General features: G+C 68.2%; 22 protein-coding genes. 10 read left to right on the top strand and 12 right to left on the bottom strand.

All coding sequences use genetic code 11. The features are described from left to right. Window positions 1-55 precede the first annotated feature (55 nt). The 5 genes from KI385_RS38500 to KI385_RS38480 form a co-directional block, all read right to left on the bottom strand. Complete coding sequence (locus tag KI385_RS38500; protein WP_281066945.1) at window positions 56-1,333, bottom strand: MFS transporter; 1,278 nt, start codon at window positions 1,331-1,333, stop codon at window positions 56-58. A gap of 65 nt (window positions 1,334-1,398) precedes the next feature. Beyond that, the gene (locus KI385_RS38495; RefSeq protein WP_238576656.1) at window positions 1,399-1,962 is read right to left on the bottom strand and encodes a thiamine pyrophosphate-dependent enzyme; all 564 of its coding nucleotides are present in this window, start codon (window positions 1,960-1,962) and stop codon (window positions 1,399-1,401) included. A 10-nt stretch (window positions 1,963-1,972) separates the two neighbouring features. Continuing rightward, window positions 1,973-2,467: a thiamine pyrophosphate-binding protein gene (locus KI385_RS38490; RefSeq protein ID WP_238576655.1), complete on the bottom strand. Its 495-nt coding sequence runs from the start codon at window positions 2,465-2,467 to the stop codon at window positions 1,973-1,975. 101 nt (window positions 2,468-2,568) lie between these two features. Continuing rightward, complete coding sequence (locus KI385_RS38485) at window positions 2,569-3,849, bottom strand: hypothetical protein (protein ID WP_238576654.1); 1,281 nt, start codon at window positions 3,847-3,849, stop codon at window positions 2,569-2,571. 59 nt (window positions 3,850-3,908) lie between these two features. Beyond that, window positions 3,909-4,694, bottom strand: a complete 786-nt coding sequence (locus KI385_RS38480; RefSeq protein ID WP_238576653.1) for a class I SAM-dependent methyltransferase — start codon at window positions 4,692-4,694, stop codon at window positions 3,909-3,911. Window positions 4,695-4,887: 193 nt separating this feature from the next. Here KI385_RS38480 and KI385_RS38475 point away from each other — a divergent pair, with 193 nt between their 5' ends. The 7 genes from KI385_RS38475 to hppD all read left to right on the top strand — a co-directional run bounded on the left by KI385_RS38475 (window position 4,888) and on the right by hppD (window position 11,872). Then, window positions 4,888-5,670: a methyltransferase domain-containing protein gene (locus tag KI385_RS38475; RefSeq protein WP_238576652.1), complete on the top strand. Its 783-nt coding sequence runs from the start codon at window positions 4,888-4,890 to the stop codon at window positions 5,668-5,670. Window positions 5,671-5,707: 37 nt separating this feature from the next. Further along, window positions 5,708-6,658: an ATP-grasp domain-containing protein gene (locus KI385_RS38470; RefSeq protein ID WP_238576651.1), complete on the top strand. Its 951-nt coding sequence runs from the start codon at window positions 5,708-5,710 to the stop codon at window positions 6,656-6,658. Between the two features lie 75 nt (window positions 6,659-6,733). Further along, the gene (locus tag KI385_RS38465; RefSeq protein ID WP_238576650.1) at window positions 6,734-7,093 is read left to right on the top strand and encodes an ArsC/Spx/MgsR family protein; all 360 of its coding nucleotides are present in this window, start codon (window positions 6,734-6,736) and stop codon (window positions 7,091-7,093) included. Between the two features lie 2 nt (window positions 7,094-7,095). Continuing rightward, the gene (locus tag KI385_RS38460; RefSeq protein ID WP_238576649.1) at window positions 7,096-7,986 is read left to right on the top strand and encodes a TauD/TfdA dioxygenase family protein; all 891 of its coding nucleotides are present in this window, start codon (window positions 7,096-7,098) and stop codon (window positions 7,984-7,986) included. Between the two features lie 266 nt (window positions 7,987-8,252). Then, window positions 8,253-9,608, top strand: coding sequence for a DUF6002 family protein (locus KI385_RS38455; RefSeq protein ID WP_238576648.1), 1,356 nt, complete (start codon window positions 8,253-8,255; stop codon window positions 9,606-9,608). A 23-nt stretch (window positions 9,609-9,631) separates the two neighbouring features. Beyond that, the gene (locus tag KI385_RS38450; protein ID WP_238576647.1) at window positions 9,632-10,801 is read left to right on the top strand and encodes a GNAT family N-acetyltransferase; all 1,170 of its coding nucleotides are present in this window, start codon (window positions 9,632-9,634) and stop codon (window positions 10,799-10,801) included. A gap of 39 nt (window positions 10,802-10,840) precedes the next feature. Then, a complete protein-coding gene (hppD, locus tag KI385_RS38445) occupies window positions 10,841-11,872 on the top strand; it encodes a 4-hydroxyphenylpyruvate dioxygenase (protein ID WP_238576646.1) in 1,032 nt (343 codons plus the stop codon). 135 nt (window positions 11,873-12,007) lie between these two features. On the opposite strand, the gene KI385_RS38440 is transcribed toward hppD, so the two are convergent. Further along, window positions 12,008-13,534 carry a hypothetical protein gene (locus KI385_RS38440; protein ID WP_238576645.1) on the bottom strand — a complete coding sequence of 509 codons (1,527 nt, stop codon included), beginning with the start codon at window positions 13,532-13,534 and terminating at the stop codon, window positions 12,008-12,010. A 193-nt stretch (window positions 13,535-13,727) separates the two neighbouring features. Here KI385_RS38440 and KI385_RS38435 point away from each other — a divergent pair, with 193 nt between their 5' ends. Then, window positions 13,728-15,065, top strand: coding sequence for a PucR family transcriptional regulator (locus KI385_RS38435; RefSeq protein WP_238576644.1), 1,338 nt, complete (start codon window positions 13,728-13,730; stop codon window positions 15,063-15,065). Window positions 15,066-15,150: 85 nt separating this feature from the next. Here the strand turns inward: KI385_RS38435 and KI385_RS38430 are convergent, their stop codons facing one another. From KI385_RS38430 to KI385_RS38420, 3 genes are all read right to left on the bottom strand, one after another. Beyond that, entirely contained in the window at window positions 15,151-16,872 is a 1,722-nt protein-coding gene (locus tag KI385_RS38430) for an acyl-CoA dehydrogenase family protein (protein ID WP_238576643.1), read from the bottom strand. Window positions 16,873-16,981: 109 nt separating this feature from the next. Beyond that, on the bottom strand, window positions 16,982-17,539 hold the full coding sequence (locus tag KI385_RS38425; RefSeq protein WP_238576642.1) for a PadR family transcriptional regulator: 558 nt from the start codon (window positions 17,537-17,539) through the stop codon (window positions 16,982-16,984). A gap of 102 nt (window positions 17,540-17,641) precedes the next feature. Then, window positions 17,642-18,262, bottom strand: a complete 621-nt coding sequence (locus KI385_RS38420; protein ID WP_238576641.1) for an L-threonylcarbamoyladenylate synthase — start codon at window positions 18,260-18,262, stop codon at window positions 17,642-17,644. Between the two features lie 209 nt (window positions 18,263-18,471). Here KI385_RS38420 and KI385_RS38415 point away from each other — a divergent pair, with 209 nt between their 5' ends. Together KI385_RS38415 and KI385_RS38410 are read left to right on the top strand one after the other, a co-directional pair. Then, window positions 18,472-19,833, top strand: coding sequence for an FAD-dependent oxidoreductase (locus KI385_RS38415; protein ID WP_238576640.1), 1,362 nt, complete (start codon window positions 18,472-18,474; stop codon window positions 19,831-19,833). A 249-nt stretch (window positions 19,834-20,082) separates the two neighbouring features. Next, entirely contained in the window at window positions 20,083-20,508 is a 426-nt protein-coding gene (locus KI385_RS38410) for a DUF779 domain-containing protein (protein ID WP_238576639.1), read from the top strand. Window positions 20,509-20,690: 182 nt separating this feature from the next. Here KI385_RS38410 and KI385_RS38405 read toward each other — a convergent pair whose 3' ends face one another. The 3 genes from KI385_RS38405 to KI385_RS38395 all read right to left on the bottom strand — a co-directional run bounded on the left by KI385_RS38405 (window position 20,691) and on the right by KI385_RS38395 (window position 23,644). Further along, window positions 20,691-21,638: a DUF1444 domain-containing protein gene (locus KI385_RS38405; RefSeq protein WP_238578028.1), complete on the bottom strand. Its 948-nt coding sequence runs from the start codon at window positions 21,636-21,638 to the stop codon at window positions 20,691-20,693. Between the two features lie 156 nt (window positions 21,639-21,794). Then, complete coding sequence (locus KI385_RS38400) at window positions 21,795-22,325, bottom strand: lytic polysaccharide monooxygenase auxiliary activity family 9 protein (RefSeq protein WP_238576638.1); 531 nt, start codon at window positions 22,323-22,325, stop codon at window positions 21,795-21,797. Between the two features lie 293 nt (window positions 22,326-22,618). After that, the gene (locus tag KI385_RS38395; protein ID WP_238576637.1) at window positions 22,619-23,644 is read right to left on the bottom strand and encodes a LacI family DNA-binding transcriptional regulator; all 1,026 of its coding nucleotides are present in this window, start codon (window positions 23,642-23,644) and stop codon (window positions 22,619-22,621) included. Between the last annotated feature and the right edge of the window lie 134 nt (window positions 23,645-23,778).

The following is a 23,778-nucleotide window of genomic DNA, read 5'->3' as shown; positions in this document are numbered from 1 at the left end:
CAGCAGTTCCGGGCCATGGAAAGCGGTCACCACGCGCGGTCTCAAAACCCGTGGGTCAAGACGGCGTTGGGGTAACTGTCCGCTTGAGCTGCACCGCCCAGACGAGAAGTGCCGCGGCCGCGACGGAGACGACTGCCGTAGACATTCCGGCGCGGATGGAGAAATGCGTGGTCACCGTGCTCGACAGCAAGGCGCCCAGGGGAACACCGAGACCGGAGGAAAACGTTCTTCTGGTCGTGTTCACCCGGCTCTGCATTTCCGGAGGAGTGACCTCCTGGGAATAGTTCATGGTGTTCACCAGGACCATGAGATAGACGGTTCCCCACAAGGTGATGGCCACGAGAGCGATACGCCAGTCCGTCGTCAACACGACCAACAGACCGAGCAGGGACCCGAGCGGCAGCGCGACGAGCAGCAACTGGAAGGCGCCGATGCGTCGCCGCACCCTCGGCAGCACGAGGGATCCCCCGATTCCGCCGGCGCTCCAGGCCGTATAGAGCAGACCGATCCGTGGATCCGAGTCGTGGAGCCCCAGACCGCTGCCCGCGAAGACGACGAGTTGCCCGACGATGGCCCCGCCGGAGATCGACTGCAAGGTGCCGACGACCGTCATGGTGCGCAGCGTCGGGAGCCCCCAGAGGAAGCGGAGACCCTCCTTGATCGACTTTCGGTAGCCGGGCCACTTGGCCGCCGGCCTGCCGCTCTGCGGCGTGCGAGGGCCGATGCCCCTGATGAAGAAGGCGGAGGCGAGGAAGGTCACGGCGTCGAGGGCGATGGTGCCGGCCGGCTGCACGGTGGCGATCAGTGCGCCGGCGGCCGCCGTGCCGGCGATGCGCACGGCCGTCGAGGACCCGTAGAGCAGGCTGTTGGCCCTGGCGATATTTTCCTTCCCGACGACCGCCGGAACGAGTCCGTAGACGCCTGCCTCGAAGAACAGGGCACCGCTGGACGACAGCAGCGCGGCCGCGACGATATGCCAGGGGGTGAGGAATCCCAAGGCGGAAGCCAGCACGATGCTCGCCATGGAGAACGCACAGACCAGATCCGAAAGGGTCATAAGGAGGCGGCGATCGAATCGGTCCGCCACCGCACCCGCGATAAGCCCGAAAAGTACATAGGGGATGGTTTCCGCCGCCGCCACCAGCGAGACCACTACCGGCGACTTCGTGACCTGATACGCCAGCACCGGCAATGCCACCATCGACATCGCCGAGCCCAGTCCTGAAATGGTGCGGGAGAGCCAGAAGAATCGAAATCCGGATAAGTTACGGAGTGAAGTCGTAGGAACCGCGGGGGATTCATCGACGGTGGCCTGTTCAGAGGGTTCAGCCATAAGGGTTTATAGGCAGATCTCTGAGCACGCGTCAACCCGCTACCGGCCCCGCTCGCCCCAGGGACTCATTGCACAGTTCGCAGAGCCGCGGAGAAGGAGTCGGTGATGCCGGCGAGGTTCTCCGTCACCCGGGGAGGCGGTGCCGCGTCCGGCTCCACCGTGCAGTGCAGGAACACGGGGGCCGAGCAGCCGGTGACAGCAGCCTTCAGCACCTTGGACAGCTCGCCCCGGTCCGCCACGGAACGGGCCCGGGAGAAGCCGCAGGCGCGGGCCCAGGCAGTGAGATCTGCCGAGTCTCCCGGTGTCGGCTGACCGCCCGTTGAGTCGTAGCGCCCGTCGTCCAGGACGATATGGATCAGCGGCAGCGTTTTCGCCGCACCCGCCGCGAGCAGGCCCGCGGGGTTCATCAGCAGGCTGCCGTCACCGTCCACCACGACCGTGGTCCGGCCGGTGGCCAGCGCGACGCCGGTACCGAGCGGAAGCGCCAGGCCCATCGAACCGGTCATGTAGAAGTGGTGCGGCGGGTCGGCGACCGAGGCCGCGATGCGCGAGATGAAGCCCGTACTGAAGATCTTCGGGAGATCGGGGGCGGTCGCGATGATTTCGGACACCGCGGCCGTCTTGGTCATGGCCACCGCGCTATGCCTTCCACGAGAACTCGTCCGGGCGGACCAGGAGCGCGTAGGCGCGCCGCTCATGAACCAGGACATCTTTGGCCACGGCAAGTTGCTTGCCCACCCGAGACCCTGACAGGTAGTCATACGCGATGCCCAGCCCGTCCAGGATCGGCACGGTGAGCCGGCCCATCGCGAGGTTCTCCGGCGTCGGGTCGGGCGGTACGCCGCGCATGCTGACGACGAGCAGCATGGGGATGCGGTAGGGCACCACGAGCGAGGCGAGGGCGTTGACCGACTGACCGAAGCCGGAATTCTGCATCAGCACGGTCGGAGTGCGTCCGGCCAGCGCCGTCCCGGCCGCCATGCCAACGGCGTTGTCCTCCCGGGTGACCACGTGATAGTCGTCGCGCGCCGCCAGCAGCCCGAGGAGCGGCGAGAGGATGCCGCACGGGGTGCCGAAGTACGGTCCCAGTTCATGCTCGACGAGCGCGCGGTAGGTGGCGTGTGCCGAGCTCACGCCTTCTCCCTCGCCAACGGGGTGAATCGCCATGTCGCATGCTCCCCTCGACTGTGTATGCGGGTCGTGTGTGCCGGAACCCGAGGCCGCAGGCACCTCCGTCACCGGCGGGCGAACGCCACGGACGACAGGGCCCGGTGCCCGTGGACGCTGACGACGCCTTCCTGCCCGGGTGCCAGATAGCGCACCATGCAGCCGGCGGGGCGGTTGTCGAAGACGAACGGGCTGTAAACCGGAAGCACCTCTGCCTCATAGGTGCCGGTGCCCTCGCCGTCGGCGAACTCCATGACGTACGGCGCCGGTTCCACGTACTCCTGGACGATGTAGCTCTCGGTCGCCGCCGCCTCGTTCACCGTCGCGCGCCACAGAACGGGATCGCAGGCGCGCCCGACGAGGACGTTCTGCCCGCTCATGCCGATGGCGGGCTTGAGGACGAATTCCTCGGGGTGCTGGATCAGCAGCTCGGGAAGGCTTCGCGAGACGCCTCGCCACCGCGTCGGGCGGTCACTGACCACCCGCGTCCACGGCAGATACCGCTCAACCGTCTCGCGGTCCTTGTCCGTCATCCAGGAGCGGCCTTCGGAGACCCATCCCAGCACCTTCTTGTTGGCGATCAGATAGGCGGTCTGGGTGGCGATGAGCCTGCACCCCGCGTCCAGCGCCGTACGCAGGGGAGAGAGGTCGATGCCGAGCGCGCGCCACTCGGGGATGGTGAAGTGCCGCAGGCCGAGCTGGTAGCGCGGGCTTCCCGGGAGCCCCAGCCCGTCGAGCAGGTCCTCAGGCTCGAAGAACTCCGCGTCAACGCCCCGCTTTCGCAGGTGGGCGAGTTGAACGTCGTAGTAGCGGGTGGGCTGATGACCTTTCAGATCCCGGGTGGTGCCGACGATGGCGACCGCCGGCTTGAGGTCGAGCGCCTTCACCGCGCGCACGAGCGAATCGGCGCGGACGGCCAGGGGGTCGGCACCCCTGAAAGGCGCGCGGTCGGCACCGCCGAACCCCGCGATCCACGCCGCGGAGTGCAGGGAGGTGTCGACCACGCCGCCGATGCCGGAGCCGATGTTGAACTCCACGAACTTCGGGCCCGTGGCGTCGACCACGACATCGGGACGGGTGCTGCACGCCGCGTAGTCCTCCTCGATCGCCCCGTCCATGAAGAGCGGATACATCCGCTCATCGGCGCCCAGCGCGGCGATACGGCCGGCCGCGGTGGGCGCCGCCTCCAGAAGCGTTCTGCGCAGCAGACCGAGCAGGGCGACGGTGGCTCGGAAGATCTCGTCGTAGGACGCACCGGGAAGTACGAAGGGACGCACCGCGGTCGGTGACATCGGCACCACATGGATGTACTCACCGGCGTCGACGCCTTGGACGAGGGTGTCGACCAAGTCCGGTACGGGAAGCCGCGATTGCACAGGGAGGGGGCCGGATGTGTGCCATTGGCCCTTCATCGGCGCGGACTCCCGTCGGCCAGCCGATAGACCACGACCCGGTTGTCGCTGTCCTCACACAAAGGGCGCTCTGCCCAGTCCGCGTATTCGGACTCCCGCACCAGCCCCGCCGCCTCGGCCATGGCATCGAGCTGCGCGGGAAAGAGGTACTGGAAACGAATCGATCGGAGACCGACCTTTCCCGGGGCCTCCACGATCATCCGCTGAACCCACAGCACCTGCTCCGGCACGTCCCACTTTCGCGTGATGAATTCCAGCCGGTCACCGGAGAGATGTGACGCCTCGGGCCCCAGCAGCGCCGACGAGGCAGGCGGATGCGGCACGAAGGTCTCCACCACGAACCGTCCACCGGGGACGAGATGGCGGGCCACGCCGGCGAGCATCGATTCCTGAGCGGCGTTGTCGTCCAGCTGGAAGAGGGAATTGAAGGTGACGTAGGCCAGGGAGAATGTGCGCCCTATGTCAATCTTCGCGCAATCGTCGAGGACCGTATCGACCGGGAGGGACTGGCCTCGCTCCGCCATGACCCGGAGCATGGCCGGCGCATTGTCCACTCCGGTTACATGAACTGCGCGGGAGGCAAGCGGTATCGCAATCCTGCCAACTCCGGAGCAGAGGTCGAGGTATGTACCCTCGTCGCCTCCGCGCTTCAGCAGAAATTCGACAACCTCATCGAGGTCGTCCCGGTCGGCGTACCGGCGGGCGTATTGCTCGGCCCAGTCGTCATCGAAATCACTGGGCCGGTCATCACCAGTGGAATGGTCGGACGGAAAAGCTAACATTGCTTCTGTCCCAGCCTTCTGGATAACCGTGCAACGTCAATGCAGGCAGAAGGCTCCCACAGTCGAACAGCCGGAGGCAATGTGGCGCAGATCACATCGATCATGGTGCAACTTATCCGTTGCCTCACTCAAGGAGATGTGATCTCCTGACTGGGACATGCAAGCTTTCAACATTAGACGTGAAGTGGAGTCAATGTTGAGTATCGCTAAGCATACGGTTATCAACGGCGGCCCGAACCCGGAGAAAGAAGACGGCGAGGCCACGCCCGAGCAGGTCGGTGACGACCTATCGGCAGGCTTAGCCGGCTGGACGTTCTCCGGCGGTGTCTACCGGACATTTGACGAGCATATCGGGCGCAGCGTCCCCATGTACGCAGAGTGCCACGATCTGATCCTGGGTCTGTCCGACTTCTTTGTTCGGCAGGACAGTTTGATCTACGAGCTCGGAAGCGCAACAGGCACTTTGGCCAGTCAGCTGGCAAACCGGCACGGCAGCAAGATCCGGCGCATCATCGGAATCGACATCGAACAGTCGATGGTCGCTGAATCCGAGCGCAAATACGGCGGGCAGCCCGGACTTGAATTCGTCGAGGCCGACCTGCTGGCCTACAGATTCGACCCCTGCGACTTCGTGATCTCCTACTACACGCTGCAGTTCTTGCGGCTCGAGGAACGACACGACGTCATAAAGTCCGTCTACGACCGCATGGTTCGCGGCGGAGCATTCGTGCTCTTCGAAAAGGTCCGCGAGCCGAATGGGCATCTACAGGATCTCATGGGGCAGCTCTACGCGGACTACAAGCTGCGCAACGGCTTCACCCCGGGCGAGATCATGGCGAAGACGCGAAGCATCCGTTCGGCGCTGGAGCCCTCGACCTCCGAAGACAACATCGACGCGCTCCGCCAGGCAGGCTTCCGGTCAGTGGGACTGGTGCACAAGAGCCTGTGCTTTGAGGGATACCTGGCCGTCAAGTGACCGAGACTCTCACGGGCGAACGGAGACGCGGCGCGCAATGAACACCACCATCACATGGATCTACCAGTCGGGCGACTATACGGCGGCAGCCGCTGAGAAATTCGAGAAGGGCCTCGTCGAGAGATATTCCGGTGTCGCCGCTCCACGCGGTTTCGATTTCCGCGTGATCGGTGCGGCCGAGATCATTCCCTCCTGTCTCGGGAAACCGGTACTGCGTTATCGCGGCGAGGACCTGCTCAGTCAGCGGCAGTGCTTCATCGTGGGGGACAAGAGCCTGGAGCCCCAGGGCATGGAGGCCATGCGGGCCATCTACCGCACGATTCAGGCCAGCGACTCCACTCTCTTGAACCGGTCGATATCCGGACCCGACTATCTCGAGAGGGACAAGCTCGCCCTGTTGCAGCATGCCGCGGGTCTGGGAGTGCCGACCGCCGGCACCATCGCCGTTCCCTTCGGGAAATACGCCCGCCTCGTGGTCGACGAGGTGAAGCGCGAACTGGGCGCCGGCCCCTACATCATCAAGCCTCGGGAACTGTCCATGGGAATCGGCGTGCTGCGCGTCGATTCTCACCAGCAGCTCGTCGCGGCCCTCGACATCGTGGCGCAGACCGGATTCCCCTACATCGTGCAGCCGTATCTCCCACACTCCGCGGACATGCGCGTGTATGTCGCCGACGGGGAGGTGATCACCTCGCTGTCGCGACGGCCGAAGCCGGGTGGCTACTTGGCGAACATCAGCCTGGGCGGATCGGCTGACGTCAACAAGGACCACCTTCAGGTGGAAGACCACTGCCGGAGCATCGCAAAGAGCCTGGATGCGGAGTATCTGTGCATCGATTGGCTGATGACCGATACCGGTCCGGTGCTGAACGAATGGAGCACGGCGCACGGGGGATTCATGGTGCTGCCGGAGCCCGAGCGCTCCATGGTCGCCGACGCCTTCTTCGGCTGGATCGAGCGGAAGTTCAACCGCGATCGCCGAGACTGAGCACGTTCTCCCGATCCACGCCGACTCCGTCAGTTCATCGCCGACTCCGTCATTTCATCCAGCAGGGAGCGTTGATTGTTAGAGATCTGGCACAACCGGGATTGCCCGACAAGCGTCCGGATCCTGGAGAATCTGGGGAAGAAGCAGCTCCCCCATCAGGGCCGGGAATACATGGTGGATTCTCCGGATTCCGCCGACATCGACATCCTTCTCGACAAGCTGGGCGCGCAGCCCTGGGCCGTGGTGCGCATGCATGACCCCATCGCGCAGCAGCTGGGGCTCGAAGAGTGGCCTCACGACCGACAGCGCTGGATCGATGCGCTGGTGGACCACCCCATCCTGCTGCAACGTCCGATCGTCATCCGTGATGACGGGCGGGCAGCGATCGTGCGGTCGGTCGAAGCGCTCGATGAATTCCTGGCAGCGGAGGAGTGAGCATGGACACGGTTACTGCCGACCAGATACGCATAACCCCTGTGACGGGCACCTTCGGCGCGAAGATCGAGGGGCTGGACATCGCCGGGGAGCTCACCCCCGAGACGGTGGAACTGCTCAGGCGGGCGCTCCAGGAACACCGACTGATCTTCTTTCCCCGTCAGCTGGTGGACACCGGCCAACTGGTGGAATTCGCCCGCCGATTCGGCACGCTGCTCCCCGGCCACCCGATCAAGCCCTGTCTGCCCGGGTACCCGGAAGTATGGGGAAACCCCTCCGGAAATCTGACGGAGTGGGACTCCACGCCACGCGATCGGTACAACCGGTTCGAGACCGCCTGGCACTCCGACGGCACCTTCCTGCCGGAGCCGCCATCGACCACCATGCTGTACGCGAAGCAGGTGCCCGCCGCCGGTGGCGACACCATGTGGACGGACCTCGCCAACGCTTATGACAGGCTTTCGGCGCCGCTGCGGAAAATGGTGGACGAACTGCGCGCCGTACACGACCCGTTCAAGCAGTTCGCACCTCTGCTGAACGGCGATACCGACGAACGGATCAAGGAAGGCATCCGTAAGCTGAGCCCGACCGTGCACCCTCTCGTGCGGGTCGACCCCGTGACGAAGCGGCGTTCCCTGCTGCTCAACCCCACATGCGTCACCCATATCGAGGGCTTGACCCAGTTGGAGAGCGATCTCCTGATCGACCTTCTCCTCGCGCACACGCTCATTCCCGAGCGAACGGTGCGGTGGAAGTGGCACGAAGGTGATATCGCCCTCTGGGACAACCAGTCGATCACCCACAACGTCGTACTGGACTATGGCGAGCAGGAGCGACTTCTGTACCGGCTCACCTATGTCGGCAAGCCGATCGAAGGCCACGCCGGAGCGTAGACAGCCGCGGGCATCGACCACGTCAGCACGTCCCGAGAGCTTGCAGGTTCCCGTCACGTGGCGCACAGGCCACCGAAGCCGGGCATGGCTCTGGGCAATCCACGGCTGATGACGTGCGGGGCTCCTGTCGCGAGGAGCCCCGCACGGGCCCGTACGCCGCGCCCGTCCGCGGGGCTGCTCGCCGTAGGCCGGCCGCACGCCGCCCTGCGCCTGCCCTCATTTTTTATCGCGAAGCAGTGACGGAAAACTTCGGAAAAGGATGGGACATGCTTCTCGAGAGCGCTCTCGCTCACTATTACGACCAGGTCCAGGCGGCACTGCGGGAATTACTGCCGGTGCGGCCGAACGACGGAAGCAGGAGCGAGTTCACTCCGGGCGTCGAGCTGCCCGAGCTGACCGACGCGATGCGCGATTATCTGTCGGTGTCGACGGTGGCGCACAGCCCGTTGCGGACCTACCGGGGAAAGAACCTGGCGCTGCTGGACCTGACGCGGAATCCCGCCACGATGACCACCAAGACTTTCGCCTCACTCATCATCGTGGCCCGCGCCGTCAAATTCATCCAGGAGACCGGCCAACGCGTCTCGATCATCACGCCCTCGTCGGCCAACAAGGCCATCGCCATGCGCGATGCGGTGCTGCGCGCCATCGACACGGGGCTGGTCGGCGCCGACCAGCTCAACGTCACCGTGATCGTCCCGGCCGGCTCCGTCCCCAAGCTGCGCAGCTCGAAATTGTTCACCGACCCCGAGCTACGCGCGCGCAATCCGATCGCGGTCCATCACGGCACCGCGCCGAGCGAGGTCAAGACGATCGCCCGCGGAATCATGGAGGACCACCGCGAGTTCCTGGAGAACAGCGGGAAGACCAACCTCTGGTACACACTGCAGTTGGAGAATTACCTGGCCGCGGACGTGGTCCGCGCGCTGTCGGAGGCGGAGTTCTTCCCCCCGGCGGCCGACGAGCCGCGCTTGCACGTCCACGCCGTCTCCAGCGCGTACGGCCTGCTGGGGCATGCGCACGGTTGGGAGACGCTCCCCCACCCGGGCCGCGCACAGAAGCCTCCGCACTACTTCCTCGTGCAGCACCTCGGTGCGCCGGACATGGTGCTCAGCCTGTACCACAACGGGTCGAGCGACCCCCGCAACGCGCCTCGATACGCCTACCAGGCCGACTCCGGACTCTATGCCCAGCAGGAGAACCAGCGGTTCCCCACGGTCACCTTCGACCCGCAGGAAGTACTGGATGCCACCTTCTACACCAGGAATCCACCGACTTCCCCCCGGATGAATGAGCTGATCAACCGCCAGGGCGGAGGCGGCATCGTGGTCTCGCTCGCCGAATGCCTGGAGCGATACGGCCAGGTGCGGTCCCTGTTGGGCGACGCAGGCCTACGACTGCCCGCCAATCCGATGGAGGTCCGGGAATGGTCGCTCGTCATGGCCATGGTGGGCCTTCTCAACGCCGTCGACCGCGAGCTCGTGCCGGAACGGGACATCCTCGTGCACGGCTCGGGCAGTTACGCCGCGGGGGACTTCGACGCTCTCCCCGCCGGGGACCTGCACCGCGTGGACGACGCCGACTCGCTGCGAAGCGTGGTGCTCAAGGCCAACGCGCTGTGACGACAGGACGAGGATCCAGCCCCGTGGACACATCAACTCCCCCGCCCCGCTCTCCGGTCCAGCAACGCCTGCGCATGCAGACGCGCTACCGCTGGCGCAACAGCGCCAACCCGCTGCTCACCCGCTCGCGCACCACCTGGGACACCAGAGACCGGGCCGTCTTCCCGTCCATACGCTCGGAGTTGGGCGGCTTGTCGGTCTCCTACTCCGGGCTGGCCGAAGGACTGGCGTACACCCTGGAGTTCACCGAGCTGCGCCGTGAGGACGGGCAGGAGACCGCGAAGCGCAGTTCGTCAGAAGTGACCGGGCGGGACCTCAGCGCCCCGGGGCGGCTGCCCGACACGGACATCGTGATCGTGGGCACCAGCGCGGCCAGGGCCCGGGGGCTGCCCACGGCGGCCTCGCTCGTGATGCCCATGCGGGTGCACTTCGTGGTCGACATCGACGGCGACTCCGAGGCCATGCGCCGGCGGATCTCCAAGCGGGAGCGCGAGCAGCACAACCGCAATATGCGTGAGCACAACTGGAGTTGGAGCGTTGTCCGGGACCCGGTCTGGTTCGACGACTTCTACGACCGGCACTACCGCCCCACCATGCACCGACGCCACGGGGAACGGGAACGGACCGAGACGAAGGAGACGTCCTACGAGTGCCTTTTCCGCACCGGATGCCTGTTCGCGCTCAGCCAGGACGGTGAGCGCATCGGCGGGGCACTGTGCCACTGGGATCGCCACTCCCGCGTGCTCACCCTGAGGCTGCTCGGCGTGCGCGACGGCTCACAGGAGCATTTCGCCAGCGGTGCGTTCAAGGCGATCTACCACTTCCTTATCGGTTGGGCGGCGGACCACGGCGTCCGCCGACTCGATTTCCAGGGCACCGAGCCCTTCCTCAGCAAGGGCACGTACCAGTGGAAGCGCCGTTTCGGAACCCGCGTCATCCTGCCGCCCAACCACTTCGGCGAAAAGCGCCTGTGGCTCCAGGTACCCCGGGACACTCCCGCGGTCCGGGACTTCCTCGTCGCCAACCCCCTCCTGGCCGAGCCTGAGGGTGGGGGGCTGGAAGCGGTCTACTTCCACGACTCCGCGCGGCCCGCCCGACTGGACTATTCGTCGAAGTCACCGGGCGTGGAGCGGGTCCGCCACATCGATCTCGACATGTTCCTGGCGTCGGCGACGTCACACACGCCCTCGTGAAGATGCCGATGGCCGGCACCCACTTTCCGGAGGTACTCCATGGCCGTGCAAGACATAGCGTATGTCGAGTTGTACACCAAAAATAAAGTGACGGCCGTCGATTATTTCGTCTCCGCCATGGGCTTTACGCGGGTCGCCGACTCCGTGGAGGTCGACAGGAGTTCTGTACTGCTTCGGCAGGGCGATGTACAACTGGTCATCACCTCTGGTCAGGGCATTGGGAAGTTCCTGGACGAATTCGGCGACGGGGTCGCGGATATCGCCATGACCTGTGACGACGTGGCCGCGACCCGCGAGGCGGCGGTGAAGGCCGGCGCCCGGCCGGTCGGCTTCGCGGAGGACAGGTCGGCCGTCTCGGCGTTCGGCGGTGTCCGCCACAGCCTCCTCCCCTCGACCGGCACCGCTGAGCACCGGCTGCCGCCGGGCCGTCGGTGGGTGGCCACGCCGTCGGAACCGGTCGGGCCGGCCGGGCCGGCCGCCCGGATCCGGCTCCTCGACCACATCGCGGTCTGCCTCGAAGGAGGCAGCCTGGCGGAATGCGCCGACTTCTACCAAAACGCCTTCGCATTCTCCCGCTACTCATCCGAATACGTCGCCCTCGGCGGACAGGCGATGGATTCGATCGTCGTCCGCAGCGCTTCCGGCCGTGTCACCTTCACCCTGGTCGCTCCGGACCCCACGAAGAACCCCGGGCAGCTCGACGCGTTCCTGGAAAGGAACGGCGGTGCCGGTGTGCAGCATCTCGCTTTCCTCGTCGACGACATCATTCCCGCGGTGCACGAGTTCCGGGAGCGCGGGGTGGAATTCCTGAGCACCCCGGGCACGTACTACGACCTGCTTCTGGAGCGGTTCCCCGAAATGTGGGACCAGATCACGGAACTGCTGGCCGCGCAGGTGCTGGCCGACCGCGATGAGTGGGGCCATCTCCTGCAGTTGTTCAGCCGTTCGCCCTACGAGCGCAACACGCTCTTCTTTGAACTCATCCAGCGCCAGGGCTCCCGGGGATTCGGCAGCGCCAACATCCGGGCCCTGTACGAGGCGGTGGAGCGCGACCGGCTGACGGCCCGGTGAGCCTGCCTGGACGCAGAGCCACGGAGAACGCTCGGCCGGGAAACCCCTCCCGGCCGAGCGTCGGCACGAACTGTTCGCGGCCACGCACCAGTGTTCTCGTCACCACACATCGGCGATCACATGGTGCGCGAGCGCTCAGGCGGGAGGCAGCTTCCCGTGTCCGAAGAGCTTGCGTTCGTCGTGCAGGGCGAACGGCGTGGTCCTGAGGTCGACGATCTGGATGCCGAAGATCTTCAGTTGCAGCATCAGCTGGGTCTTCAGGTCGTAGCCCGCACTGAGCGCCCACGCCGGGGTGCCGCCACCGGTGGCCGCCGCGGCCCGTCCGGTGAGGTGGACGGACAGATCGCCGCCCACGCCCGCCGTGTCGTAGAGGAACACCTGGGCGTGCACGCCGACGCGGGCCGTCGCGGTGGCCGCGCCCTCGACCCGGGGAGCGGCGCCCTTGGTCTGCTGCTGCGCCTTGTGCAGCGGCTGCCACCCGTGCGCGCGGTCGTACTGCGCGCCGACGGCGAACGCACCGGAGGTGCGCTGATCGGCGTCGAGCACGATGCGCCCGCCCGCGGTGAAGCGGTAGGTGAAGGTGACCTCGGTGCTGACCACGACGGGGACGGGGCCCACCCAGAACACGTGCCGGCCGGTGACCGCCGCCAGCGGCACCGCGACCTGCCCGGTGTCGGCGGTGCCACGCACCTTGCCGTGCACCTGCCAGCCGTAGGCGTAGGAGCCGCCGAGGCCGATGGCCGCGCGCTGCGGCAGCAGGTTCAGCCCGCCGCGCTTCTCGTACTGGAAGATCAGCTCGGGTCGGAACGTCACATCGCCGGACAGCCGGGCCGGAGACTTACCGGTCGCCTCCACGCCCTTGGGCAGCGGCACATTGACGCCAAGCCGCAGGGTGGTGAGCGCCTTCGCCGCACCGGGCGTCAGCGCGCCGCGCGCAGAGGTGTGGGCCGCGCGCGTCCCGGTGTGGGTGAGCTGGGTACGCATCTCCCCGGAAGCGGAGGCGGAGGCCGACGGGCTCGGCGAGACCGTGTCCTGGCCGTCACCGGCGGGAGCGCTCGCCCCGTCGGACGGCGTGCTCGCCCCGTCGGACGGCTCGGCCGGGCCGCCGGTGGACGGGTTCCGCACGGTGACGCCGGGCGAGAGCGGCTTGACGGTGAGTTCACCGGTCCGCAACGCCGCGCGCTGGTCCACCTTCTGCTCGCCGAGCAGCTCCGAGAGTGTCGCGGGGACGGTGGTCACCCGGACCTCGCCGCCACGGGACCCGGTGACCTTGCCCACCTTGAACAGCGCACCCGAGGGGGCCTGCCGGCTGGGCGCGGCGGCGACGACATCTCCCGTGCGCACGGTCTTGCCGGCGGACGGTTTGAGCACCGCCCGCTTGCTGGGGGCGTCGTACGACGAGAGCCGCACGGAGACCGAACGATGGGAGCCGGCGGGCGCGTCGGAGGGCTTGGCGACGACGGCGCCGCCCTCGGGGCCGGCGGCTCCGTCACTGCCGTCCGGCATGGCGTCCGGGCTCGCGGACCCAGCGGCCCGTATACCGGCCGGGGGCGTGCCGGCGCCGTCGGAGTCCGAGAGCAGTGCGTGGGTGCCAAGGGCGGCGGGGATGAGTACGCCGACCGCAGCGGCGGGCACCGCGATACGGCGCCAGGAAACAGCCATGGGATTCCTTGGTGATGGGGGGTGGCAGGGGGAGGAAAAGCAGGGCCGCGTACCGAAGCGCGGACGAATCCTGACGACTGCTCAAAAGTCGTCCAAGATCGAACATCTGTAGGGGTTCGGGCGGCTTCCTCGTAGCATGGCGATGAATGATCGCTTTCGCCATGGGGAAAGACACCGAGTCGGGAGGGGACGGGTGGAGACTTCCACAACGGTGCCGGAGGCCGTCGCCGCGTTGCACGCCGGAATCGACCTCCTCACCGACGAGGTCGTGCACGACCTCAGGGCCCAACTCCCCTCCTACGCGGCGGTGTCGGCGGACGAGCTCCGGCCGCGGGTGGCGGCGTCCCTGCGGAACGGCCTGGCGCTGGTGCAGCGCTGGTCCGCCGAGGACCACCGGTCACCGCGGGGAGCCGGACGCGGCGGCCGGACGTACGACATCCCGGCCACGCATCTCGATGAAGTAACGGCCCTGACCCGCTCGTTGCCGGTCGAGGACATCATCACGGCCTACCGGATCGGAACGGACATCGTCTGGCGGCGGTTCGGCGAGGAGATGGCGGTCCGGCACGGCACCGCCGAGGACCTGCTGCCGATCGCCGAGACGCTCCGCGCCTGGGCCGACGCCAATACCCTGCACATCGTCCGCAGCTGCCGCACCGGCCTCCAGCCGAGAGCGGTGACGGCGACGGACCACCGGCGGGCAGCGCTGGTCCGCGCGCTGCTGCTCGGCGAGGCGCGGTGGGACGACCCCTCGTTCAGCGGCGTTGCGAGGGACACCGGGCAGCACGATGGCCGCCCGGCCGACGACTGCCGGGCGGACGATCACCCCGATGACGGGGCGACGGACTGCGCATACGACCGGAACGTCCTGCGCCTCCCCTTCCGCGCGCGGCTGCCCGGCGTTCCCGGCCCCGCCCCCGCACCACGCACCCCCGGCGATTCCCACCCCGGCTCCGACTCCGATGACCGCGCCCTCGCCCGCACCATCGATCTGCTGCGCCCCTGGCTCGCCCTGGACACCGCGGGGAAGCCCCTGGTCACGACCGTGGAAGGGGATGTGGCGGGGCTGCTGGTCGGGCGTCCGGGCGGGCTGTGCCACAGCCTGGTCGTGGGGCTGGGCGCCCCGGCGCCCGCGTCCGGGCTCGCCAGGGAATTCACCCGGGCCACCCAGGCGCTCCGCGCCGCCGTCGGCTCCGGGCTCGTCGGAGCGTTCACCCGCGACGAACTGGGGCTGCGGGCCACGGTCGTGGCCATGCCGGACGTCGGCGAACAGCTGGTACGTCTGCGCCTGGCGCCGCTGGCCGAACGGGGCGAGGACGGCGCCCAGTTGGAGGAGGCCGCGGCCGCCTACCTACGGCAGGGGCTGCGCCTGGAGGCCGCCGCGCGGACGCTCTACGTCCACCCCAACACCCTGCGCAACCGGCTCCGGCGCTTCGAGGAGATCACCGGAAGCAGCCTGCGCGACCCGGCCGATCTCGCGGAGATCTGGTGGGCGCTGACCCACCGTCTGATCCACGGTCCGACGAGCTGAGGCACACGCCCACCCGCTGCCGGCAGTCGCAGCCGACCCCCACGGATGTCGGCTGCGCCTGCCGGTCCCGGCCCGCGGACCGTTGTTACGGCGCCATCTCGTACGCCCCGGCCAGTGCCTCGACGCGCTCCCAGACACGCTGGGAGCGGGCGTCGTCGACGACCGGGCGCCGGACCGCGTCCAGGGCCCAGCGCTGCTGTTCCGCGGTGGCGGAGTCCTTGCCGTGCAGCTCGACGGCGTGCGCGGAGAAGTCGCGTACGAGGACGGCGAACAGTTCGTCCAGCACGTCCTCCTCCAGGCCGGTCAGACGCGCCTGCTCCAGGATCAGCTGGCCGTGCACGACCAGCGCGAACAGCTGGCCGACGGCGAGCAGAAGGTCGAGGTCACGGCTCTGCTCCTCGCCGGGGGCGGCGGTGGTGACGAACTCGCACAGGGCGTCCGCCTGCTCCCGGAAGCGGCCGACGTTGGGCACCTCGGCATAGGCGTCGTAGGCGGTGCGCCAGTCGTGGAAGCGTACGGAGCCCAGACCGCGGGCGGGTCCCTGCCGGAAGAGGAACGCATCGTCGGCCGCGTCGAGACGGGTCGGCACGGGCGCGTACTCGGCCGGGTCCAGCAGGTGGTTGCGCATGAACTTGAGGATCAGCGCGAGGTTGACGTGGACCGTGCCCTCCAGCTTCGGCAGCCCGCGGATCTCGGATGCGGCCTGGGCGAAGTAGGTGTCCTTCTCGAAGCCCTTGGCCGCGATGACGTCCCACATCAGGTCGATGACCTTCTCGCCCTCGGTGGTCACCTTCATCTTCGTCATCGGATTGAAGAGAAGGTAGCGGCGGTCGTCGGGGCCGGCGGAGCGGAAGTAGTCGACGGCGCGGTCGCTGAACAGCTTCATCCCGACGAGGCGGACATATGCGTCGGTCAGCTCGCGGCGCACGTGCGGGAAGGCGGTAACGGGACGGCCGTAGAGGATGCGGGTGTGCGCGTGGGTGACGGCCTCGTACATCGCGTGCTCGCAGATGCCGATCGAGGCGGTGCAGAGGTTGAACTTGCCGACGTTGACGGTGTTGAGGGCGGCGTCGAAGGCGGCGCGGCCGGTGTGCAGTACGTCGTCGGGGCCGACCGGGTAGTCGTCGAGTCGGAACTCGCTGACGTACTTCGAGGAGTCGACGACGTTCTTCACGAGGTGGTACGCCGGGTGGCGGCTGTCGGCGGCGAAGAAGACATAGCCGTCCGGGCCCTCGATGTCGGTGCGGCGGCCGAAGACGGAGACGAGCCCGGCGGCGTTGCCGTTGCCGATGTAGTACTTGGAGCCGCTGGCCCGGAAGCCGCCGTCGCCGTCGGGCTCCAGCAGCATGTCGGTGGAGTAGATGTCGGCGCCGTGGGCCTTCTCGGACAGTCCGAAGGCGAACACCTCACCCTGGGAGAGGAGTTCGGCCGCACGGGTGCGAGCGGCGGCGTTGTCGCTCTGCCAGACCGGGCCGAGGCCGAGAATGGTGACCTGCCATGCGTACCAGTAGTCGAGCCCGTAGAAGCCGAAGATCTCGTTGAGGGCGGCTATCCGGGCGGTGTCCCAGCGCTTGTCCTGCTGCCCGTCGGCGGCGGAGGACGGGGTGAGGAAGGTCGCGAACAGCCCTTCCTTGGCAGAGAACGCGAGGAAGTCCGCCAGCCAGGCGCGGGAGCGGTAGTCCTCGATCAGCTTGCGCTTGCCGCGGTCCTCGAACCAGTCGACGGTGGCGCGCAGCAGCCTGCGGGTCTCGGGGTCGAAGTGCGCCGGGTCGTAGGTGCGCGGGTTGAACAGCAGCGGGTCGGCCATGGAGGTTCGCCTTTCCGGCTTGGAGGTTGAGGGTTGGTGGGCGGAAAGCTGCAGATGCGTGACGGTGAACAGCGGGATCCGGCCGGGCGGATGGCGCGTCGACGCCGCGTCAGCGCTCGGAACCGAGTCGGCGGAGGGTGTCGAGTACGTCGTCGAGCCAGGCGAGCGTCATCCGCTCGTACGCGATGCCGCCGCGCAGCACCACATGCTGGAGCTGCTGCCCGGCGTCGGGCGCTGCGGGGGCTTCGGGCCCGGTGAAGTCGCGCCGCTCCCCCGCGAGATAGTGCGCGAGCCGGTCGGTGTGCGCCTGGTGGTGCCGCTCGACCTCGCGGATCAGCGCGGCGGGATCGTCGAAGGCCGCGCCGCGGATCTTCACGGCGAGCTCGTGCCGGACGCTCTCGGGTTCGATCGGCTCATGTAGCCACTGGGAGAGGGCGTCCCGGCCGAGGGCGGCGACGGAGTACTCCTTCTTGTCCGGCCGGGCCTGCTGCGGCACCTCGCGGACGTCGATCCAGCCGTCGCTCTCCATGCGCTTGAGGACGCGGTAGATCTGCTGATGGGTGGCGGTCCAGAAGTACCCGATGGACCGCTCGAACCGCCGGGACAGCTCATAGCCGGAGCCCGGCTTCTCCAGCAGGGAGACGAGGATCGCGTGTTCGAGCGCCATACCCCGATCCTTCTATGCAACTCGTTGCATAGACAAGTGGCACCGCCGGGGTGAGACACGGCTCACCCGGCCGGCCCGCACGTGGCGATGCCGTCGGTGCGGCTACTCGAACCGCGAGCTGTCGCCCGCCCCTCGGCGTACGATCTCGACCGCGCCGCCGGAGAAGTCGATGACGGTGGTCGGCTCGGTGCCGCAGTCGCCCGAGTCGACGACGGCGTCCACCACATGGTCGAGCCGTTCCTTGATCTCCCAGCCCTGAGTCATCGGCTCCTCCTCGTCGGGCAGGAGCAGGGTGCTGGAGAGCAGCGGCTCGCCGAGCTCGGCGACCAGGGCCTGAGCGACGACATGGTCGGGGATCCGGACTCCGACCGTCTTCTTCTTCGGGTGCAGCAGCTGGCGCGGCACCTCCTTCGTCGCGGGGAGGATGAAGGTGTAACTGCCGGGCGTCGCCGCCTTGATCGCACGGAACACATCGTTGTCGATCTGCACGAACTGCCCCAGTTGTGCGAAGTTCTGGCACACGAGGGTGAAGTGGTGACGGTCGTCGAGGTTCCGGATCGACCGGATCCGGTCGATCCCGTCGCGGCTGCCCAGCTGGCACCCCAATGCGAAGCAGGAGTCCGTCGGGTACGCGACGAGCGCGCCGGAGCGGATACTGTCGGCCACCGTGCTGATGGTGCGCCGCTGAGGATTCTCGGGGTGTACGTCAAAATACTTCGCCATCCGCCGAGCCTACGTGATCAGGGCACCCGCGCCCCGGCCCGCGGATACTGTCGCCGCGCCGGGTCCGCCCCCACGCCCTCATCAAGTGAATCTTTGAGTACCCATAAGTGTCACTTATGAGGTCATAGATCCGAGCCAGGTACCTGACCAGGCAATTCGTTGCGAGGCTGGCGACCAAGACAGCCGTCGCCGTTCGAAGGGAACCAGTCATGCCCCGCCCCCTGCGGGTAGCCATCGTCGGAGCCGGACCCGCCGGGATCTACGCCGCCGACGCGCTGCTGAAGTCCGAGGCCGCTGCCGAGCCGGGAGTGTCCATCGACATCTTCGAGCGGCTGCCCGCCCCGTTCGGGCTGATCCGGTACGGCGTCGCCCCCGACCACCCGCGCATCAAGGGCATCGTCACAGCGCTGCATCAGGTGCTCGACAAGCCGCAGATCCGCCTGTTCGGAAACGTCGACTACCCCAACGACATCGGCCTCGACGATCTGCGCGCGTTCTACGACGCGGTGATCTTCTCCACCGGCGCGAGCGCCGACCGCGCGCTCGGCATACCCGGCATCGACCTCGACGGCTCGTACGGCGCGGCGGACTTCGTGTCCTGGTACGACGGGCATCCGGACGTCGCCCGCACCTGGCCGCTGGAGGCCGAGAAGGTGGCCGTACTCGGCGTCGGCAATGTGGCGCTCGACGTGGCCCGGATACTCGCCAAGACCGCGGACGAGCTGCTGCCGACGGAGATCCCGCCGAACGTCTACGACGGACTCGCCGCGAACAAGGCCGTCGAGGTGCATGTCTTCGGACGGCGCGGGCCCGCACAGGCCAAGTTCAGCCCCATGGAGCTGCGCGAGCTCGACCACTCCCCCACCATCGAGGTCATCGTCAACCCCGAGGACATCGACTACGACGAGGGCTCGATCGCCACCCGCCGCGCCAACAAGCAGGCCGACATGGTCGCCAAGACGCTGGAGAACTGGGCGATCAGGGACATCGGCGGCCGGCCGCACAAGCTGTTCCTGCACTTCTTCGAGTCCCCCGTCGAGGTCGTCGGCGAGGACGGCAAGGTCGTGGGGCTGCGCACCGAGCGTACGCGGCTCGACGGCACCGGCGAGGTGACCGGCACCGGCGAGATGCACACCTGGGACGTGCAGGCGGTGTACCGGGCGGTCGGCTATCTGTCCGAGGAACTGCCCAAGGTCCCCTTCGACTTCGGCACCGGCACCGTGCCGCACGAGGGCGGCCGGGTCATCGAGGGCGGAGAGCATCTGCGGTCGACGTATGTCACCGGCTGGATCAAGCGTGGCCCGGTCGGCCTCATCGGCCACACCAAGGGCGATGCCAACGAGACGGTGGCCCATCTCCTGGACGACCACAGCAACGGCCGGCTGCACACGCCTGCCGCGCCCGACCCCGAGGCGGTCGTCGCGTTCCTCGACAGCGGGAACGTGCGCTATACGACCTGGGAGGGCTGGCACCACCTGGACGAGGCGGAGCGCGCGCTGGGCGCTGCGGAGGGCCGGGAGCGCGTGAAGATCGTCGACCGCGAGGGGATGCTGCGCGCGAGCGAGGCGTAACGCCCTGGGTCGGCGCCCGTCGGGACGCGCCGTCGGATGCAACCACCTCGCAACGTTGCCGGGAGTTAACTGAGTCACCGGCACCGTGGCGATTCGGCGACCGTGATCCGGGACGGTTCCGGGCCGGCTCACCGTCGCCCGGGGCAACTGGACACATGGGGGCCGGTCAAGGGAGGAACGACAGGTGTACCGAGATGAGACCGAGAACCTGCTGGTCAGCCGCTGCGCGAAGAAGCTGGGCCGCTTCTGATGGGCGGCGACGGACGGGGCGCGACCGCTCAGGACGCCACAGCCCCGGAGGGCGCCTCGCGTATCGCGCTCACCGCGGCCGCGACCGAACTGCTGCGCCTGCTGCGTGATCAGCACGGTCCGCTGATGTTCCACCAGTCCGGCGGCTGCTGTGACGGCAGCGCCCCCATGTGCTACCCGGCCGGGGAATTCCGTACGGGATCGTCGGATGTGCTGCTGGCCCGGCTGGCTGTGGAGGGCGTGCCGGAGCCGGTGGGGTTCTGGATGTCGGCGGACCAGTTCGCACGCTGGCGGCATACGCATCTGACGGTGGACGTCGTACCGGGGCGCGGCAGCGGCTTCTCCCTGGAGGCGCCGGAGGGTGTCCGCTTTCTGATCCGCTCGCGGTTGTTCACCGACGAGGAGCGGGCCCGGCTCGGGGACTGAGCGGCGGCCCCTGCGCAGCAGTGAGGCCCCACGCACGGGGGAGAGCGTGGGGCCTCACTTATAAGAACGGGCGGACGGTGGCGCGGGTTCCCTCGTCGTGAAGATTCCGCACGAAAATCTTGCGCGGCCTGTGAGCGGTGCCCGCGGGCCTCGCCCACGCGGATTTCGGGGCCCTCCGGCTGTCAGGCCCCGTCCCGCACCAACCGCTCCAGCATCTCCTGGAAGTCCCCGTCCACCACGACCCGCAGCCCGTCGCCGTCGCGCTCACTCAGCGGGGTCATCACGCCCCGGCGCCACCAGAACACATTGGGGCTGATGGCGCCCGCGGCATCCTCGTGGCCGGCCGCCGCGAACTGCGCCATGGCCTGCAACGCCGGGATGACCTGGGCATCGTGGATCCGGTGGAACGCCAGCTGATGCCGGAAGGGCATGGCGACCAGCGCACCGTCCGGGGTGAGCCCGGTCCCCATGATCCGCTGCACCAGCTCGTCCAGCACCAGCACCCGGCTCGCGGTGAAGAAGGAGTCGCCGAGCAGCACCTCGAACGCCGAACCGTCGCCGCGGCGCACCGTCTCATGCCCTTCGACGGGCAGTGCGCGCAGATTGTTCATCGCCCGGATCCGCAGCTCGGCCACGTTCCCGAGGTCGGTCAGGGAGTCCTCGCTCAGCATCTGCACCGCCTCGGGCAGATCGAGCGCGAGTACCTCCCGCAGCCCGGGCGCCGGCTCGTGGCCGTAGCGGAAGGAGTCCGAGGCGGGCAGCGTCTCCTGGGCGACGACGCGGGGGTAGAGGCAGGCCCGGATCTCGTCCTCGCTGAGGATGTCGAGCGGCTGCGGGCCGTCCATCGTGCGCAGCACCTTGCCGACGTGATCCCTGATCAGGCCGGGCCAGCTTCGTTCGCCGCGCCGGTCGCGGTGGCACACCGCGGCGAGGTTGCCGAGGCCGAACTGGCGGCCCGCGGAGTCGGTGACCACCCCCGCGTACGCGGTGACCTCCAGGCCCTGTTCCGCGAAGGCCTGCCGGACCTGTGATCTGAAGACGCCGCCTTCCCGCTCGGAGAAGAAGCTGAACTCCCCATCGCGTGCCAGGTCGCGGGAATCCCGCTTCGGTCCTCGGCGGAACAGGCCCATCTCTTCCTCCTGGCAGCGGCCACGAACAACGGCCATGAATGGGCCGATCGTAACGGGTGCGCCCGCCGACCTCGCCGCTCTGCTGCCGTGACCGGCTCAGGGCGGCGAGGTCGTGGGGACGGGAGGGACGAGGCGGAACGGATGGGGAGGGGCGGGTCAGGACCGACCCTGGCCGCCGATGTTGACGTCGATGCAGGCATAGAAGGCATTGGCGGTATCGGCGATGTTCCAGACCGCGAGGATCTTCTGCTTGCCGGTGATGCCGCCGAAGTTGACGGTGTGGGTGACGGTCTCGGGCGGCCGTGCACCGCCGTCGTTGAACTCGGCGGCCTTCTTTCCGCCGACGAAGTACTGCCAGGTGCTGGTGGCGTGACGTGCCGTCAGCTTCCAGCTGAAGGTCTGGGAGCTGCCGATCGGGGTGACCCGCCACCCCTTGGAGTCGTCGTCGAGGTCGGCGAACTGACTGTTGCCACCGCTACAGCTGGTCAGCCCCTTGGGGCCTTCGACGCTCTGCGGCTCCCACTTGATCGGACCGCACTCGATGGTGCCGGCGGCACACTGCGCCTGCCTGCTGGGCGGCGAGGACACATAGCCGTGCGCACCGGCCGGACCGACCGGCATGGTGACGACGAGCAGTGGGGCGATTCCCGCACCGATGGCGAGGGCCAGCCTTCTCTTCCTGTCCATGTCAACCCTTTCGCGAGGGGGGAGGCCGCCGCACGAGAACAGGGGACCCGACGCCGCCGCGGCGTCGAAAGTCCGCCCCGGCAGGCCTCGTTGAGTGGGGGGTGGATGACGCGAGGGTGTGTGCCAATTGGTCTAGACTTTACTCGCTGACCGCGTACGGTCAAGGGGCGCGACGGCTTCCCGGCCCACCCCCACGAGGCGTCGGGGCGAAGCGGTGAGCCGGGCACCGCACCCTCAAGGCTCCCTGGACAGCGGCTTCCTGACGATCCGGACGAAGAGGCGACGGATGGCGATCAGGCGTCGCTGGAGGCCCGTACCACGAGCTCGGGGGCGAGGCGGACCGTGCGGCGCGGTCCCGGCACTCCCCCGGCCGGCCGTCGGGCCAGCAACCGGGCGGCCTCGGCGGCGAGTTCGCCGACGGGCTGGCGGACGGTGGTCAGCGCGGGATCGGCGAGACCGGCGAGCGGGATGTCGTCGAAGCCGGTGACGGCGACCTCGCCCGGTACGTCCGCGCCCAGCTGCCGCAGCCGCTGCAGCGCTCCGGCCGCGATCAGGTCATTGGCGCAGATCACGGCGTCCGGCCTCGACGGCCAGAGGAGGTCCACGGCGGCCCGCCCCCACTCCACCGAGAAGTCACCGAGTTCGATGCGTCCGGGGGCCACCGGGTCCAGCGCCGCCGCTCCCGCCTCGTACGCGGCGCGCCGCTCGACCGCCGCGGAGGCGGTCCCGGCCGCTCCGATGAAGCAGGGGCGACGGCGGCCCGTGGCGGCCAGATGGTCAAGGACGAGGGTCATACCGGCCGCGTTGTCGACGGCGACGGAGTCGGCCACGCCGGGGCCGCAGCCACGGTCGAGCAGCACCAGCGGCACCTGGGCGGCCGCGCTCGCCACCGCCTCCCGGCTGCGCCGCTCATCGACCGGTATCAGCAGCAGGGCGTCGACCTGCCGCCCCAGGAACGCGCCGATCCGGGCCGCCTCGATGACCGGGTCGTCGTCGCAGTCGGCGAGGAGGACCGCCCGCCCCTCGGCGTGCAGCGCGTGCTCCAGCTCCCTCACCAGGGAGGGGAAGAAAGGGTTGGTGATCTGCGGCAGAACGAGTCCGACGGTGCCGGTGGAGCGGCTGCGCAGGGCGCGGGCCACATGGTTGGGCCGGTAGCCCAGCCGCTCGGCCGCCGCGCGTACGGTGCGCGCGGTCTCGGCGCCGACCGGGCGGGTGCCGGCCAGCACACGGGAGACCGTGGCAATGGAGCAGCCCGACGCCAGCGCGACCTCTTTCAACGTGACTTCGGCCACCGTCTCCCGGTTCCCTTCGCTCGGCACGCCCGAACCGGAGGGAGCATACGCCCCGTTTCCCACGCGGCAAACGTTGTCCCGTCACAGCCGGATTGCCGGGCCGTCATCCGTACCCATCGTCCCGATATCGTCGGAAAGATCAGCTATTGAACCATTGACAA

Source organism: Streptomyces inhibens (assembly GCF_022221585.1).
GTDB classification, from domain to species: Bacteria; Actinomycetota; Actinomycetes; order Streptomycetales; family Streptomycetaceae; genus Streptomyces; species Streptomyces inhibens.
Note: the sequence above shows the minus strand (reverse complement) of the source record. Positions and strands in the feature narration are given on the sequence as shown.

What these genes read in the sequence shown, in the direction of transcription:
- KI385_RS38500 (WP_281066945.1), bottom strand. Translation starts at nt 1,333, where the DNA reads ATGGCTGAACCCTCTGAACAGGCCACCGTCGATGAATCCCCCGCGGTT.
- KI385_RS38495 (WP_238576656.1), bottom strand. Translation starts at nt 1,962, where the DNA reads ATGACCAAGACGGCCGCGGTGTCCGAAATCATCGCGACCGCCCCCGAT.
- KI385_RS38480 (WP_238576653.1), bottom strand. Translation starts at nt 4,694, where the DNA reads ATGTTAGCTTTTCCGTCCGACCATTCCACTGGTGATGACCGGCCCAGT.
- KI385_RS38475 (WP_238576652.1), top strand. Translation starts at nt 4,888, where the DNA reads ATGTTGAGTATCGCTAAGCATACGGTTATCAACGGCGGCCCGAACCCG.
- KI385_RS38470 (WP_238576651.1), top strand. Translation starts at nt 5,708, where the DNA reads ATGAACACCACCATCACATGGATCTACCAGTCGGGCGACTATACGGCG.
- KI385_RS38460 (WP_238576649.1), top strand. Translation starts at nt 7,096, where the DNA reads ATGGACACGGTTACTGCCGACCAGATACGCATAACCCCTGTGACGGGC.
- KI385_RS38455 (WP_238576648.1), top strand. Translation starts at nt 8,253, where the DNA reads ATGCTTCTCGAGAGCGCTCTCGCTCACTATTACGACCAGGTCCAGGCG.
- hppD (WP_238576646.1), top strand. Translation starts at nt 10,841, where the DNA reads ATGGCCGTGCAAGACATAGCGTATGTCGAGTTGTACACCAAAAATAAA.
- KI385_RS38440 (WP_238576645.1), bottom strand. Translation starts at nt 13,534, where the DNA reads ATGGCTGTTTCCTGGCGCCGTATCGCGGTGCCCGCCGCTGCGGTCGGC.
- KI385_RS38430 (WP_238576643.1), bottom strand. Translation starts at nt 16,872, where the DNA reads ATGGCCGACCCGCTGCTGTTCAACCCGCGCACCTACGACCCGGCGCAC.
- KI385_RS38425 (WP_238576642.1), bottom strand. Translation starts at nt 17,539, where the DNA reads ATGGCGCTCGAACACGCGATCCTCGTCTCCCTGCTGGAGAAGCCGGGC.
- KI385_RS38420 (WP_238576641.1), bottom strand. Translation starts at nt 18,262, where the DNA reads ATGGCGAAGTATTTTGACGTACACCCCGAGAATCCTCAGCGGCGCACC.
- KI385_RS38415 (WP_238576640.1), top strand. Translation starts at nt 18,472, where the DNA reads ATGCCCCGCCCCCTGCGGGTAGCCATCGTCGGAGCCGGACCCGCCGGG.
- KI385_RS38410 (WP_238576639.1), top strand. Translation starts at nt 20,083, where the DNA reads ATGGGCGGCGACGGACGGGGCGCGACCGCTCAGGACGCCACAGCCCCG.
- KI385_RS38405 (WP_238578028.1), bottom strand. Translation starts at nt 21,638, where the DNA reads ATGGGCCTGTTCCGCCGAGGACCGAAGCGGGATTCCCGCGACCTGGCA.
- KI385_RS38400 (WP_238576638.1), bottom strand. Translation starts at nt 22,325, where the DNA reads ATGGACAGGAAGAGAAGGCTGGCCCTCGCCATCGGTGCGGGAATCGCC.